At 68.6% G+C, this 13,461-nt stretch carries 11 protein-coding genes; 7 read left to right on the forward strand and 4 right to left on the reverse strand.

From position 1 onward, the window contains the following. Positions 1-56: 56 nt before the first annotated feature. From desA to FNH08_RS28625, 4 genes are read left to right on the forward strand one after another with little or no spacing between them, the layout of a single operon-like run. On the forward strand, positions 57-1,499 hold the full coding sequence (gene desA / locus FNH08_RS28610) for a lysine decarboxylase DesA (RefSeq protein ID WP_152774422.1): 1,443 nt from the start codon (positions 57-59) through the stop codon (positions 1,497-1,499). Further along, the gene (locus tag FNH08_RS28615; RefSeq protein ID WP_152774423.1) at positions 1,483-2,775 is read left to right on the forward strand and encodes a lysine N(6)-hydroxylase/L-ornithine N(5)-oxygenase family protein; all 1,293 of its coding nucleotides are present in this window, start codon (positions 1,483-1,485) and stop codon (positions 2,773-2,775) included. Before desA ends, FNH08_RS28615 begins: the two co-directional genes overlap by 17 nt. After that, the gene (locus tag FNH08_RS28620; protein ID WP_152774424.1) at positions 2,772-3,341 is read left to right on the forward strand and encodes a GNAT family N-acetyltransferase; all 570 of its coding nucleotides are present in this window, start codon (positions 2,772-2,774) and stop codon (positions 3,339-3,341) included. The genes FNH08_RS28615 and FNH08_RS28620 overlap by 4 nt, the downstream gene beginning before the upstream one ends. After that, positions 3,338-5,110 carry an IucA/IucC family protein gene (locus tag FNH08_RS28625; protein ID WP_152774425.1) on the forward strand — a complete coding sequence of 591 codons (1,773 nt, stop codon included), beginning with the start codon at positions 3,338-3,340 and terminating at the stop codon, positions 5,108-5,110. The genes FNH08_RS28620 and FNH08_RS28625 overlap by 4 nt, the downstream gene beginning before the upstream one ends. A gap of 71 nt (positions 5,111-5,181) precedes the next feature. On the opposite strand, the gene FNH08_RS28630 is transcribed toward FNH08_RS28625, so the two are convergent. Next, positions 5,182-6,771 carry a beta-N-acetylhexosaminidase gene (locus FNH08_RS28630; protein WP_322725628.1) on the reverse strand — a complete coding sequence of 530 codons (1,590 nt, stop codon included), beginning with the start codon at positions 6,769-6,771 and terminating at the stop codon, positions 5,182-5,184. Positions 6,772-6,853: 82 nt separating this feature from the next. Between FNH08_RS28630 and FNH08_RS28635 the strand changes: the two genes are divergently transcribed. Beyond that, a complete protein-coding gene (locus tag FNH08_RS28635; RefSeq protein WP_152774426.1) occupies positions 6,854-7,735 on the forward strand; it encodes a DUF4429 domain-containing protein in 882 nt (293 codons plus the stop codon). 28 nt (positions 7,736-7,763) lie between these two features. Here FNH08_RS28635 and FNH08_RS28640 read toward each other — a convergent pair whose 3' ends face one another. After that, on the reverse strand, positions 7,764-9,326 hold the full coding sequence (locus tag FNH08_RS28640) for a purple acid phosphatase family protein (RefSeq protein ID WP_152774427.1): 1,563 nt from the start codon (positions 9,324-9,326) through the stop codon (positions 7,764-7,766). A 187-nt stretch (positions 9,327-9,513) separates the two neighbouring features. Here FNH08_RS28640 and FNH08_RS28645 point away from each other — a divergent pair, with 187 nt between their 5' ends. Together FNH08_RS28645 and glmS are read left to right on the forward strand one after the other, a co-directional pair. Further along, positions 9,514-9,771, forward strand: a complete 258-nt coding sequence (locus FNH08_RS28645) for a hypothetical protein (protein WP_322725629.1) — start codon at positions 9,514-9,516, stop codon at positions 9,769-9,771. A gap of 71 nt (positions 9,772-9,842) precedes the next feature. After that, positions 9,843-11,660: a glutamine--fructose-6-phosphate transaminase (isomerizing) gene (gene glmS, locus FNH08_RS28650; protein ID WP_152774429.1), complete on the forward strand. Its 1,818-nt coding sequence runs from the start codon at positions 9,843-9,845 to the stop codon at positions 11,658-11,660. A gap of 196 nt (positions 11,661-11,856) precedes the next feature. On the opposite strand, the gene FNH08_RS28655 is transcribed toward glmS, so the two are convergent. Continuing rightward, a complete protein-coding gene (locus FNH08_RS28655; protein ID WP_322725630.1) occupies positions 11,857-12,420 on the reverse strand; it encodes a GPR1/FUN34/YaaH family transporter in 564 nt (187 codons plus the stop codon). Between the two features lie 143 nt (positions 12,421-12,563). Beyond that, a complete protein-coding gene (locus tag FNH08_RS28660) occupies positions 12,564-13,094 on the reverse strand; it encodes a universal stress protein (RefSeq protein WP_152774430.1) in 531 nt (176 codons plus the stop codon). Positions 13,095-13,461: the final 367 nt, after the last annotated feature.

Below are 13,461 nucleotides of genomic sequence, written 5' to 3' on the forward strand. Positions count from 1 at the left end.
CCTTCTCCCCCTCACCCCGTCCGCACGGACTGTCCCCGCTCGGAGGAACGCCCACCATGCGCTCGCACCTGCTCAATGACACGACCGCGGAGCGGTACCGCCACTCCGTGACCGAAGGAATCGAGCGGGTGGCTGCCAAACTGGCCACCACCGACCGTCCGTTCACGGGTGTCAGCGTCGACGCCCTCTCCCCCCGCATCGAGCAGATCGACCTCGACCGGCCACTGCACGACACCACAGCGGTGCTGGACGAACTGGAGGAGGTCTACCTCCGGGACGCGATCTACTTCCACCACCCGCGCTACCTCGCCCACCTCAACTGCCCGGTCGTCATCCCGGCCGTGCTCGGCGAGGCCGTCCTCTCCGCCGTCAACTCCTCGCTGGACACCTGGGACCAGTCGGCCGGCGGCACCCTCATCGAGCGCAAGCTCATCGACTGGACCACCGAGCGCATCGGCCTCGGCCCGGCCGCCGACGGTGTGTTCACCTCCGGCGGCACCCAGTCCAACCTCCAGGCCCTGCTGCTGGCCAGGGAGGAGGCCAAGACCGACTCGTTCGCCAAACTGCGCGTCTTCGCCTCCGAGGTCGGCCACTTCAGCGTGCAGAAGTCGGCGAAACTGCTGGGTCTGAGCGCCGACTCTGTCGTCTCCATCCCTGTCGACCACGACAAGCGCATGCAGACCGTGGCCCTCGCCCACGAGCTGGAACGCTGCAAGCGGGACGGCCTGATCCCCATGGCCGTCGTCGCCACCGCCGGCACCACCGACTTCGGCTCCATCGACCCGCTGCCCGAGATCGCCGAGCTGTGCGAGCAGTTCGGGGCATGGATGCACGTCGACGCGGCGTACGGCTGCGGTCTGCTCACCTCGCTCAGGCGCCGTGCGCTCCTGGACGGCATCGAGCGCGCCGACTCCGTCACCGTCGACTACCACAAGTCCTTCTTCCAGCCGGTGAGTTCATCGGCCGTGCTGGTCCGGGACGCGGCGACGCTGCGCCACGCCACCTACCACGCGGAGTACCTCAACCCGCGCCGCATGGTGACCGAGCGCATCCCCAACCAGGTCGACAAGTCCCTGCAGACCACCCGCCGCTTCGACGCGCTCAAGCTGTGGATGACGCTGCGCGTGATGGGCGCCGACGGCATAGGCCAGCTCTTCGACGAGGTCTGCGACCTGGCGGAGGAGGGCTGGGAGCTGCTCGCCGCCGACCCGCGCTACGACGTCGTGGTCGAGCCGAGCCTGTCCACGCTGGTCTTCCGCTACATTCCCGAGGCCGTCACCGACCCGGCCGAGATCGACCGGGCCAACCTGTACGCCCGCAAGGCGCTGTTCGCCTCCGGTGACGCCGTCGTCGCGGGCACCAAGGTCGGCGCCCGCCACTACCTGAAGTTCACCCTGCTCAATCCCGAGACCACGGCCGACGACATCGCCGCCGTTCTCGACCTGATCGCCGGCCACGCCGAGCAGTACCTGGGAGAGTCCCTTGACCGCGCTTCCTGAATCCACGAACGCCACCTATGACTTCGTGGGGATCGGGCTGGGGCCCTTCAACCTGGGCCTGGCCTGCCTCACCGAACCGATCGCCGAACTCGACGGCGTGTTCCTGGAGTCGAAGCCGGGCTTCGAGTGGCACTCGGGCATGTTCCTCGACGGCGCCCACCTCCAGACCCCGTTCATGTCGGACCTGGTGACGCTGGCCGACCCGACGTCCCCGTACTCCTTCCTGAACTACCTCAAGGAGTCCGGCCGCCTGTACTCGTTCTACATCCGCGAGAACTTCTACCCGCTGCGGGTCGAGTACGACGACTACTGCCGCTGGGCGGCGAACAAACTGCGCAACGTCCGCTTCGGCACGACGGTCACCCAGGTGACGTACGACGACGGGGCCGAGCTGTACGTCATCCACACCGAGAGCGGCGAGACGTACCGCGCCCGCCGCCTCGTCCTCGGCACCGGCACCGTCCCCTTCGTGCCCGAGGCCTGCCAGGGCCTGGACGGCGACCTCTTCCACAACGCGCACTACATGCACCGCAAGGCGGAGCTGCAGGCGAAGAAGTCCATCACCATCGTCGGCAGCGGCCAGAGCGCCGCGGAGATCTACTACGAGCTCCTCGCCGAGATCGACGTCCACGACTACCAGCTCAACTGGGTCACGCGCTCCCCGCGCTTCTTCCCGCTCGAATACACCAAGCTGACGCTGGAGATGACGTCCCCGGACTACATCGACTACTTCCGCGCGCTGCCCGAGGAGACCCGCTACCGGCTGGAGAAGCAGCAGAAGGGCCTGTTCAAGGGCATCAACTCGGAGCTGATCGACTCGATCTTCGACCTGCTGTACCAGAAGAACGTCACCAGCGGCGGCCGCCCGGTCCCCACCCGTCTGCTCACCAACTCCTCGCTGAACACCGCGAGTTACGAGGACGGGCTCTACACCCTGGGCTTCCACCAGGACGAGCAGGACAAGGACTTCGAGATCCGGACCGAGGGCCTGGTGCTGGCCACCGGCTACCACTACCGGCCGCCGGCCTTCCTCGAACCGGTCCGCGACCGGCTCCGCTTCGACGGCCACGGCCGCTTCGACGTGGGCCGCAACTACGCCATCGACACCACGGGCCGCGGGGTCTTCCTGCAGAACGCGGGCGTGCACACGCACAGCATCACGTCCCCCGACCTGGGCATGGGCGCCTACCGCAACAGCTCCATCATCCGCGAGCTGCTCGGCACGGAGTACTACCCCGTCGAGAAGACCATCGCGTTCCAGGAGTTCGCTGTATGAGCACCACCGGCACCACCGGAACCACCTCCACGGTCGGCACGTTCACGATCCGGCCCCTCGACCCCCTGAAGGACGCCGAGCTGCTGCACCGCTGGGTGACCGACCCCAAGGCCGCGTACTGGATGATGCAGGACGCGAAACTGCAGGACGTCGAGCGCGAGTACATGGGCATCGCGGCCAGCGAGCACCACCACGCGTACCTCGGGTTCCACGACGGGGAGCCCGCGTTCCTGATGGAGAAGTACGACCCGCGGTACATCGAGCTGGTCGGCCTGTACGAGCCCGAGCCGGGCGACGTCGGCATGCACTTCCTGGTCGCCCCCACCGACCGGCCCATCCACGGCTTCACCAAGGCCGTCATCACCGCGGTGATGGACGAGCTGTTCGCCGACCCGCGCACCCGGCGGGTCGTGGTGGAGCCCGACGTGACCAACAAGGCCGTGCACGCGCTGAACGAGGCCGTCGGCTTTGCACCCGAACGAGAGATCGACAAGCCGGAGAAGCGCGCGCTGCTGAGCTTCTGCACCCGCGGGCAGTTCCTGGCCGCACGAGGAGTTGCCGTATGACCCTGTCCGACGCCGTGGCCCATCTGTCCCCCCACCGCTGGGCGACGGCCAACCGCCTCCTCATCCGCAAGGCACTCGCCGAGTTCGCCCACGAGCGGCTCATCACGCCGGAGGCCACCGCCGACGGCCGCTTCGAGGTGCGCAGTGACGACGGTCTGACCCGGTACGGGTTCACCGCCGTCCGACGCGCCCTCGACCACTGGCAGGTCGACGCCGACTCGATCACCCGTCAACGAGACGGCGTCGACCGCCCCCTCGCCGCCCTGGACTTCTTCATCGAGCTGAAGAAGACCCTCGGGCTGAGCGACGAGGTCCTGCCCGTCTACCTGGAGGAGATCTCCTCCACCCTCGCCGGTACCTGCTACAAGCTCACCAAACCGCGGGTCCCGGTCGCCGAGCTGATCGGCTCCGGCTTCCAGGACATCGAGACCGGCATGACCGAGGGCCACCCCTGCTTCGTGGCCAACAACGGCCGGCTCGGCTTCGGCGTCCACGAGTACCTCTCGTACGCCCCCGAGACCGCGAGCCCCCTCCGGCTGGTCTGGCTGGCCGCGCACCGCTCGCGGGCGGCCTTCACGGCGGGCGTGGGCATCGAGTACGAGTCGTTCCTGCGGGACGAGCTGGGTGAGGCGACGGTCGAGCGGTTCCACACCGTCCTGCGCGAGCAGGACCTCGACCCGGCCGACTACCTGTTCATCCCGGTCCACCCCTGGCAGTGGTGGAACAAACTCACGGTCACCTTCGCCGCCGAGGTCGCCCAGAAGTACCTGGTCTGCCTCGGCGAGGGCGACGACGAGTACCTCGCCCAGCAGTCGATCCGGACCTTCTTCAACCAGTCCCATCCTGAGAAGTACTACGTGAAGACGGCCCTGTCCGTCCTCAACATGGGCTTCATGCGCGGGCTGTCGGCCGCGTACATGGAGGCGACCCCGGCGATCAACGACTGGCTCGCCCAGCTGATCGAGAGCGACCCGGTGCTGAAGGCGACGGGCCTGTCGATCATCCGCGAGCGCGCCGCGGTCGGCTACCGCCACCTGGAGTACGAGGCCGCCACGGACCGCTACTCCCCGTACCGCAAGATGCTGGCCGCCCTGTGGCGCGAGAGCCCGGTGTCCTCCCTCCAGGAGGGCGAGTCGCTCGCGACGATGGCCTCGCTCGTCCACGTCGACCACGAGGGCAAGGGCTTCGCGGCGGCGATGGTCGAACGCTCGGGCCTCGCCCCGGTCGAGTGGCTGAGGCACTACCTGCGGGCGTACTTCACGCCGCTTCTGCACAGCTTCTACGCGTACGACCTCGTCTTCATGCCGCACGGCGAGAACGTCATCCTCGTCCTGAAGGACGGCGTCGTGCAGCGGGCGATCTACAAGGACATCGCCGAGGAGATCGCGGTGATGGACCCGGAGGCGGTGCTGCCGCCGACGGTCGAGCGGCTGCGTGTGGAGGTCCCGGAGGACAAGAAGCTCCTGTCGATCTTCACGGACGTCTTCGACTGCTTCTTCCGCTTCCTCGCCGCGAACCTCGCGGACGAGGGCGTCCTGGCGGAGGACGACTTCTGGCGCACGGTCGCCGACGTCGTCCGCGAGTACCAGGCGGCCAGGCCCGAACTCGCCGACAAGTTCCGGCAGTACGACATGTTCGCCCCCGAGTTCTCGCTGTCCTGCCTCAACCGGCTCCAGCTGCGCAACAACGAGCAGATGGTCGACCTCGCCGACCCGGCGGGCGCCCTCCAGCTCGTCGGCAACCTGAAGAACCCCATCGCGGGCCTGTAACCACCGGCCCCTCACGGACAGACGGGCACCTCGGAGTACGGTCCTCCGAGGTGCCCGTCGTCGTGCCCGAGCTATCCGGTGGGCCAGTCCACCTGCGGCGACCGGTAGTACCCGATCCCCAGCGCGTCCCACCGCGGCGCCTGCGCGGCGAGCCGCACCTTGTATGTGTCCCAGTCGTGCGTGGCCGCCGGCGACCAGCCGAGCTCGGCGGCTCCCGGAAGGCGCGGGAAGGCCATGTAGTCGATGTTCGCCGGGGTCGCGATCGTCTCGGTCCACAGGGGCGCCTCGACGCCCTTGACGGCCGAACTCGGGGCCCCCGGAAGGTAGTTGCCAGGGTCCCAGTCGTAGGACCGCTTCACCTCCACCAAACCCGCCCAGTCCAGGCCCAGAGGGGTGTCCTTGGTGTACTTCATGTCGAGGTAGATCCGGTCGGCGGGCGAGAGGATCAGCCCGGTGCCGTTCCGCGCGGCCGCCGCGACCTGCTCCTTCTCCGCCGCGCTGGTGCTGTCCAGGCCCCAGTACTGCGCGAGCGCGCCCTTCGCCGGGGTCGCGCCGGTCAGCTGGTGCCAGCCGATCACCGTCTTGCCGTACTTGGCGACGACCGGCTGGACCCGGTCCATGAACTTCACGTAGTCGTCGTGGCTGGTGGAGTGCGCCTCGTCGCCGCCGATGTGGAGGTAGCGGCCGGGGGTGAGCGCTGCCAGCTCGCGGATCACGTCGTCCACGAAGTCGTACGTGACGTCCTTGTCGACGCACAGCGAGCTGAAGCCGACCTCGGTGCCGGTGTAGAGCGGGGGCGCCACGCCGTCGCAGTTCAGGTCGGCGTAGGAGGCGAGCGCGGCGTTGGTGTGGCCGGGCATGTCGATCTCGGGGACGACCTCCAGGTAGCGGGAGGAGGCGTACCGCACGATCTCCTTGTAGTCGGCCTTCGTGTAGAAGCCACCGGGACCGCCGCCGACCTGCGTGGAGCCGCCGTACGTGGCGAGCCGGGGCCAGGAGTCGATCGCGATGCGCCAGCCCTGGTCGTCGCTGAGGTGCAGGTGCAGCTTGTTGACCTTGTAGAGCGCCAGCTGGTCGATGTAGCGCTTGACCTGGTCCACGGTGAAGAAGTGCCGGGAGACGTCCAGCATCGCGCCGCGCCAGCCGTAGCGCGGGGTGTCCTTGATGGTGCCGCCCGCGACCAGCCAGGGGCCCGGCTGCGCGGAGTCCTTCTCGACGGCCGCCGGCAGCAACTGGCGCAGGGTCTGCACGCCGTGGAAGAGCCCGGCGGGCCGCCGGGCGGTGATCGTGACCCCGTTCCGGCCACTGTCGAGGCGGTAGCCCTCGTCGCCGAGGGAGGCGTCCTTGGAACCCAGTTTCAGTCGTATGCCGGGTCCTTGACGGTCCGTCACCGGGATGCGGTAGCCGGTCGAGGGCCGCAGCACCTCCGCGAGGTAGGTGCCGATCCGGCGGGCCTCTCGCGAGTCGTCCACGTGGATGCGGGTGCTGTTAGTGATCCGGTACGGCGCTCCGCCGGGCTTCACGGACTCCGGAGCGGGGATCACGCGACCGAGCGGTGTGGGCGTCTGCCCGGTCGGTGCCGCCCCGACGGCGGAGACCCCGGCCGCCGTCACGAGCAGCAGCGATCCGAGAAGGCGAGTCGTTCTGCGGTGCTGTCTCACCTGAGTTCCCTTCCGTCAGCCCACCTGTCACCCAAATGGTATGGACCAACCTCCCCGCGCGGCCGGTGAAACAATCCCCTTCATGGCGGAAATCATCCAGCGCGACGGGACCTGGGCCTTCTACGGTGACACCCTGAGGCTGACACCAGGACGCGACAAGAACGTGAGCCTGCTGCGCAAGACCCTGGGTGAACTCACCGTCCCACTCGCCGCGTTGGCGGGAATCTCGCTGGAACACGGGAAGAAGTCCGGGCGGCTGAGGCTGCGGCTGCGCGACGGCGCGGACCCGCTTCTCCAGGCGACCGGAGGACGGCTCACCGACTCCCACGACCCGTACCAGCTCACCGTCGAGTCGGACCGCTTCGGAGTCGCCGAGTACTTCGTGGACGAGGTCCGCCACACCCTGCTCCTCGACCAGGTCCCGACGAGCGCCGTCGAGGAGTTCCTGCTCCCCGGCCCGGCGGTCCCGCTGTCCGTGTCGGCCGGGGACGGCACCGCCACCTTCGACGGTGAGCAGGTGCGCCTGGAGTGGAACTGGAAGACGGAGGACGCGAAGGCCGCGGCCGGCTCCCGCACGCTCGCGCTGACCGACATCCGGGCCGTGGAGTGGCACCCCGCGGTCGGCCTGGAGAACGGCTGCCTCCGCTTCACCGTGAAGAACGCGCCCACCAAGGCCCCGCCGAAGTACGACCCCAACTCCGTGGAGCTGTGGGGCTTCAAGAAGGACCCGCTGATGGCACTGGTCGCGGCTGCCGTGCAGGTGCGGCTCCCGCACCCGTCGGCCCCGCCCGCGGACGAACCCCCCAAGCAGCTCGACCAGGCGCCCGAGGCCGAGACCTCCCGCGAGGACGACCACGACGCCCTGCTGCGCCGTCTGCGCGAACTCGGCGAGCTGCACAGGTCGGGCGTCCTCACGGACGAGGAGTTCACGATGGCCAAGCAGGCGGTCCTCAAACGCATGTAGCGCATGTGAGGACCGCCTGCACGGGTTCCTACTTGGCCTTGCGCGCCACCGTGAAGTGGTCGATCCGGTCACCCGTCTCGGCGATGCCCTGGACCTTCAGGGTGGTGTAACGCCCCTTCGGCGCGGGCGTGACGTCCACGCGCAGGAACGAATAGTTGAGGTAGCGGACCCGGGACCAGGCCACGGTCTCGTTCTGCTTGCCGTCCTTGAGGTTGATGAAGGAGGCCACGGAGTCCACCTCGTGCTCGTGGCCCTCGTACGAGTCCGGTGCGGTGAACGCGTACAGGCTGCGGCCCGCGGCACCGGCCGTCACGTACACCACGCCCTCGGTCTCGGGGTACGCCGTACCGCCGATGGGCAGCTTCTTGGCGACCTCGTTGCCCTTGATGACGTCCGTGCGCTCGTACTGGTGGTTGTGGCCGTTGATGACGAGGTCGACGGTGTACTTCTCGAACAGCGGCACCCACTCCTGGCGCACACCCCCCTCCGAGGCGTGCGCGGTGGAGGTGCAATAGGCGCAGTGGTGGAAGAAGACGACGATGAAGTCGACGTCCTTCGAGGCGCGGTACTTCTTCAGCTGCGCCTCGAACCACGTGGTCTGCGTGCCGCCGGAGATGCCGAGGTTGGCCGGGATCTCGAAGGAGACGTCGTTGGGGTCCAGCGAGATGACCGCCGTGTTGCCGTAGACGAAGGAGTAGACGCCCGGCAGGTGCGCCTTGTCCGGCCCGTTGTCGGGGAGCGTGAAGCGCGCCTCCTCGCCGCCGTAGCCGTTGGGCGAGTACCAGGCCTCCATGTCGTGATTGCCGTACGAGACCATCCACGGGACGGACTTGGAGACGGACTCGGTCTGGGCGAGGAACTGGTCCCACACGCGCGAGTCGAACCCGGTGTCGGCGGTCTTGCCCGCGCCGGACGGGTCGGCGTAGGCGATGTCACCGGCGTGCAGGTGGAAGACCGGGTCCTGGCCGAGGATCAGGCTGTCGTTGGCCAGACCGTGGTAGCTGACGCCCTGGTCACCGAAGGCCGTGAAGGTGAACGGCTCCTTGCGCGCGGGGGCGGTGGTGAAGGTGCCGAGGGTGCCGAGGAGGTGCGGCTCGGCCGGGTCGAAGCCGGCGTGGCCGACACCGTAGTAGTACGTCTGGCCGGGGCGCAGGTGGGTGAGCTTGGCGTGCAGGTAGTACTGGGTGTGGTCGCCGCTCGCGCCGACACCGGCCGGTGTGTAGAGCGTGCGGACCTCGGCTTCGATCTTGCGGGAGAGGTCCCAGGGGCGGGCGCCGATGCGGATGAAGGGCTTCTTCACCGCGACGGGCACCTGCCAGGAGACCGTGATCTCGGTGCGGGGGTCGTTGCCGAAGGCGAGGTGGCGGCCGAAGGGGGCGACGAGCGAGCCGTCGACCGTCTCGGTGCTCGCCACGGTCTGGGTGGGTACGGCGGCCTGGGCGGTGGCACCCGGCACGAACGCGCCACCCGCGACGGCGCCCAGCGTGACGGCGCCGCCTCTGATCATCGTGCGCCGGGAGAATCTGGCGCGCAGGTACTCGTGCTGCTCGGCCATGCTCATGCGCTCGGCGAGCCGCTCGGGTACTCCCATGCGAGGAATGTCCATGAGGTCTGAAAGTCGTCCCCTCAGGCAACGAGGCGCGGGACGCTGGATGGACAGCTCGCGAACAGGCACTCATGAGAGATTCAATGTTCGACCAAGGAGTTTCAACAGACACTTGCCCGGAATCGGGCAGGATTCTTGCGAAACGGCCGCCCCGTACCTCAGGATCTACCGGGTGCACGACGAACTTGTTGATCATCTGGCGCGGTCCACGCCCCTCAGCCGGGGCGAGGCGCTGCGCGTGATCCAGGACGTGCTCGCGTACTTCGACGAGACGACCGAGGACTACGTCCGTCGCCGCCATCGCGAGCTCCAGACCCAGGGCCTGGTGAACTCGGCGATCTTCGAACGGATCGAGGCGGACCTGAAGTACCGCGCGGTGGCACCGCCCGAGCTCACGCTCAGACAACTGCGCCGCATCGTCTACGGCTGACCGCCGCCGGACGAGAGACCAGAAGGTCGCCTGGACGACCGACCGAAAACGGGGAGAAGAGGGAGAACTGTATGTGCGGAATCGTCGGATACATCGGTAAGCGCGATGTGGCCCCGCTGCTGCTGGAGGGCCTGCAGCGGCTGGAGTACCGCGGCTACGACTCGGCGGGCATCGTCGTGACGTCGCCGAAGACGGCGGGCCTGAAGATGGTCAAGGCCAAGGGCCGGGTCCGTGACCTGGAGGCCAAGGTCCCCGCGCGCTTCAAGGGCACCACGGGCATCGCCCACACCCGCTGGGCCACCCACGGCGCCCCCTCCGACATCAACGCGCACCCGCACATGTCGGCCGACAGCAAGGTCGCCGTCGTGCACAACGGCATCATCGACAACGCCTCCGAGCTGCGCCGCAAGCTGGAGGCCGACGGCGTCGAGTTCCTCTCCGAGACCGACACCGAGGTCCTCACCCACCTGATCGCCCGCTCCCAGGCCGAGAAGCTGGAGGACAAGGTCCGCGAGACCCTGCGGATCGTCGAGGGCACCTACGGCATCGCGGTGATGCACGCCGACTTCTCCGACCGCATCGTGGTGGCCCGCAACGGCTCGCCGGTCGTCCTGGGCATCGGCGAGAAGGAGATGTTCGTCGCCTCGGACATAGCGGCCCTGGTCGCGCACACCCGCCAGATCGTCACCCTCGACGACGGCGAGATGGCCACCCTCAAGGCCGACGACTTCCGCACCTACACGACGGAGGGCACCCGCACCACGGCCGAGCCCACCACCGTCGAGTGGGAGGCCGCGTCGTACGACATGGGCGGCCACGACACGTACATGCACAAGGAGATCCACGAGCAGGCCGACGCCGTGGACCGTGTGCTGCGCGGCCGCATCGACGACCGGTTCTCGACCGTGCACCTCGGCGGCCTGAACCTGGACGCCCGCGCGGCGCGCAAGATCCGCCGCGTGAAGATCCTCGGCTGCGGCACCTCGTACCACGCGGGAATGATCGGCGCCCAGATGATCGAGGAGCTGGCCCGTATCCCCGCGGACGCCGAGCCGGCCTCGGAGTTCCGCTACCGCAACGCGGTCGTGGACCCCGACACGCTGTACGTGGCGGTCTCCCAGTCGGGCGAGACGTACGACGTGCTGGCCGCGGTGCAGGAGCTGAAGCGCAAGGGCGCGCGGGTGCTGGGCGTGGTGAACGTGGTCGGCTCGGCGATCGCCCGCGAGGCCGACGGCGGCATCTACGTCCACGCGGGCCCCGAGGTCTGCGTGGTCTCCACGAAGTGCTTCACCAACACCACGGTCGCCTTCGCGCTGCTCGCCCTGCACCTGGGCCGCACCCGTGACCTGTCCGTGCGCGACGGCAAGCGGATCATCGAGGGTCTGCGGAAGCTGCCCGCCCAGATCTCCGAGATGCTGGAGCAGGAGGAGGAGATCAAGAAGCTGGCCCAGGAGTACGCCGAGGCCCGCTCGATGCTCTTCATCGGCCGCGTCCGGGGCTACCCGGTGGCCCGCGAGGCCTCGCTGAAGCTCAAGGAGGTCTCGTACATCCACGCCGAGGCCTACCCCGCCTCCGAGCTCAAGCACGGCCCGCTGGCGCTCATCGAGCCCGCCCTGCCGACGGTCGCGATCGTCCCCGACGACGACCTGCTGGAGAAGAACCGCGCGGCCCTCGAGGAGATCAAGGCCCGCAGCGGCCGGATCCTCGCGGTCGCCCACCAGGACCAGGAGAAGGCCGACCAGACGATCGTCGTCCCCAAGAACGAGGACGAACTCGACCCGATCCTCATGGGCATCCCCCTCCAACTCCTCGCCTACCACACGGCCCTGACCCTGGGCCGCGACATCGACAAGCCGAGGAACCTGGCGAAGTCGGTCACGGTGGAGTAAGAGGGTCGCGCCCCGTCAGGGGGTCGCGCCCCGTCACGGGGTCGCGCCCCTTTAGGGGCGCGGGGAACTGCGCGAGCAACCCCCACGCACCCGCAGAGGCCAAACAAACAGAACGGGCCCCCACGTACTGCCACCAAACACGTGGGGGCCCGCTCCATACGCCGGGGTCGCCCAATACCCCGACGCTCGCTGCCAGTTAGCCAGTAGCCGTCACGCCCCGACCGGCAGCACGCCGAGGAAGAACCGTCGGCCAGTGCGCAAGCGCCGCCGTCGCCGCGTACCAGGCAACCGCCCCCGCCGCCACGGCGAACCACCCACCGACCTTCGCCAGCCCACCGTTACCGGCGAAGTCGGCGACGGCCAGGAGCACGAGGGAGACGAAGAACAACCCGTGCGCCCCCTGGCCGAGTTGGTCGCCACCGGCCAGGGTGAGGGAGAGCGCCACGAGGGCGAACAGCAGCAGGAAGAGTCCCGCCGCGTTGTCGGAGACCTGGCTGCCCGCGGAGACGGCCCAGGTGAACCAGAGCGCACCGAGCGCCGAGAAGGCGGTGCCGGTCGCGGTGTCGCGGTCGCGGAACGCCAGCAGGCCGACGACGAACAGCGCGATGCCGCCCACGTACTGGGCGATTGATACGGCGTCAGCGGCCGTCACACCGTCGATCACGTCGGTGTGGCCGAGTCCGAACGCCAGGAGGGTGATCCCGAGGGCGAGTCGGCCGACGATGGTGGTGGTGCTTCCCGCAGAGACGTCGTTGTCCACGGCGGGCTCCCTTCATGCATGTGCAGTTGTGCGGTGACCGGTATATGCCCTTCACAAAGGCACAAACACATCTACCTGGGAGTAGATTTACGCGTCACCGGACAGGGAGCCGGAGTTGGGGAGCCGGAGCCGGGGAACCCGAGTTACGGAATGACGATCACGGGCCGCTGCGCACGCTTCGCGAGCCGGCCCGCGACCGAGCCGAAGATGCGCCCCACGATCCCGTGCGTGGAGCCGACGACGATCGCGTCCGCCTCGTACTCCCGCCCCACCTCTTCGAGTTCGTGGCAGATGTCGCCGCCGCGCTCGACGAGGATCCAGGGGACCTCGGCGAGGTACTCCGCGCAGGCGAGTTCAAGGCCGAGGACCTCGGTGCGGTGGTCGGGGACGTCGACGAAGACCGGCGGCTCGCAGCCGGCCCACACGGTGGTGGGCAACCGGTTGGCGACGTGCACGATGATCAGGCCCGAGCCGGAGCGGTGGGCCATGCCGATCGCGTAGGCGAGGGCGCGCTCGCTGGACGTCGAGCCGTCGAAGCCGACGACGACGCCGTGTTTGAAGGCGGGATCGCAGGTGGGGCGTGCTTCTTCCGCCGCCAGGGGGTCGGCCGCCGTGGGATCGGCTACCGGCCGCCGCTTGCGGTCCGCGGGTTCGAAGAATTCGTGACCGGCCATGGATGTCTCGGCGTTCGGGTCCTCGTGGGTGTGGGACGACAGTGTGCTGCGGAGCTGTGTCCGGGAATCATCTTCCCAACCCCATACCCCCAAGGGTACGGCGGCACGCCTCCTTATCCCAGGCCCCGCACGGGCTGCGCGGGGTTCCAGGGAGCATGCACGAGCAGACGCCCGTAACGCAATGGTTGCTGTCCCGTACAGGCGGTTTGCACAGGGTTCACCCAGGTTTCCCGCACAGCGCTTACCCAGAGTACGGGCCGCTCCGGCCCCGGATCCAGATCCCGGCAGTGACCGAGTGGTCGAACACGCGTTGAACCCCCGTAAGCCATCCCCACAGGGAGCACGCAGTGCCCGGACACCCGACGAC

Source organism: Streptomyces spongiae (assembly GCF_009377185.1).
In the GTDB taxonomy this organism is placed as follows: domain Bacteria; phylum Actinomycetota; class Actinomycetes; order Streptomycetales; family Streptomycetaceae; genus Streptomyces; species Streptomyces spongiae.

Bases quoted from the DNA above. Each gene is read 5' to 3' on its own strand.
- FNH08_RS28660 (WP_152774430.1), bottom strand. From the start codon at position 13,094: ATGGCCGGTCACGAATTCTTCGAACCCGCGGACCGCAAGCGGCGGCCG.
- FNH08_RS28625 (WP_152774425.1), top strand. From the start codon at position 3,338: ATGACCCTGTCCGACGCCGTGGCCCATCTGTCCCCCCACCGCTGGGCG.
- FNH08_RS28635 (WP_152774426.1), top strand. From the start codon at position 6,854: ATGGCGGAAATCATCCAGCGCGACGGGACCTGGGCCTTCTACGGTGAC.
- glmS (WP_152774429.1), top strand. From the start codon at position 9,843: ATGTGCGGAATCGTCGGATACATCGGTAAGCGCGATGTGGCCCCGCTG.
- FNH08_RS28640 (WP_152774427.1), bottom strand. From the start codon at position 9,326: ATGGGAGTACCCGAGCGGCTCGCCGAGCGCATGAGCATGGCCGAGCAG.
- FNH08_RS28620 (WP_152774424.1), top strand. From the start codon at position 2,772: ATGAGCACCACCGGCACCACCGGAACCACCTCCACGGTCGGCACGTTC.
- desA (WP_152774422.1), top strand. From the start codon at position 57: ATGCGCTCGCACCTGCTCAATGACACGACCGCGGAGCGGTACCGCCAC.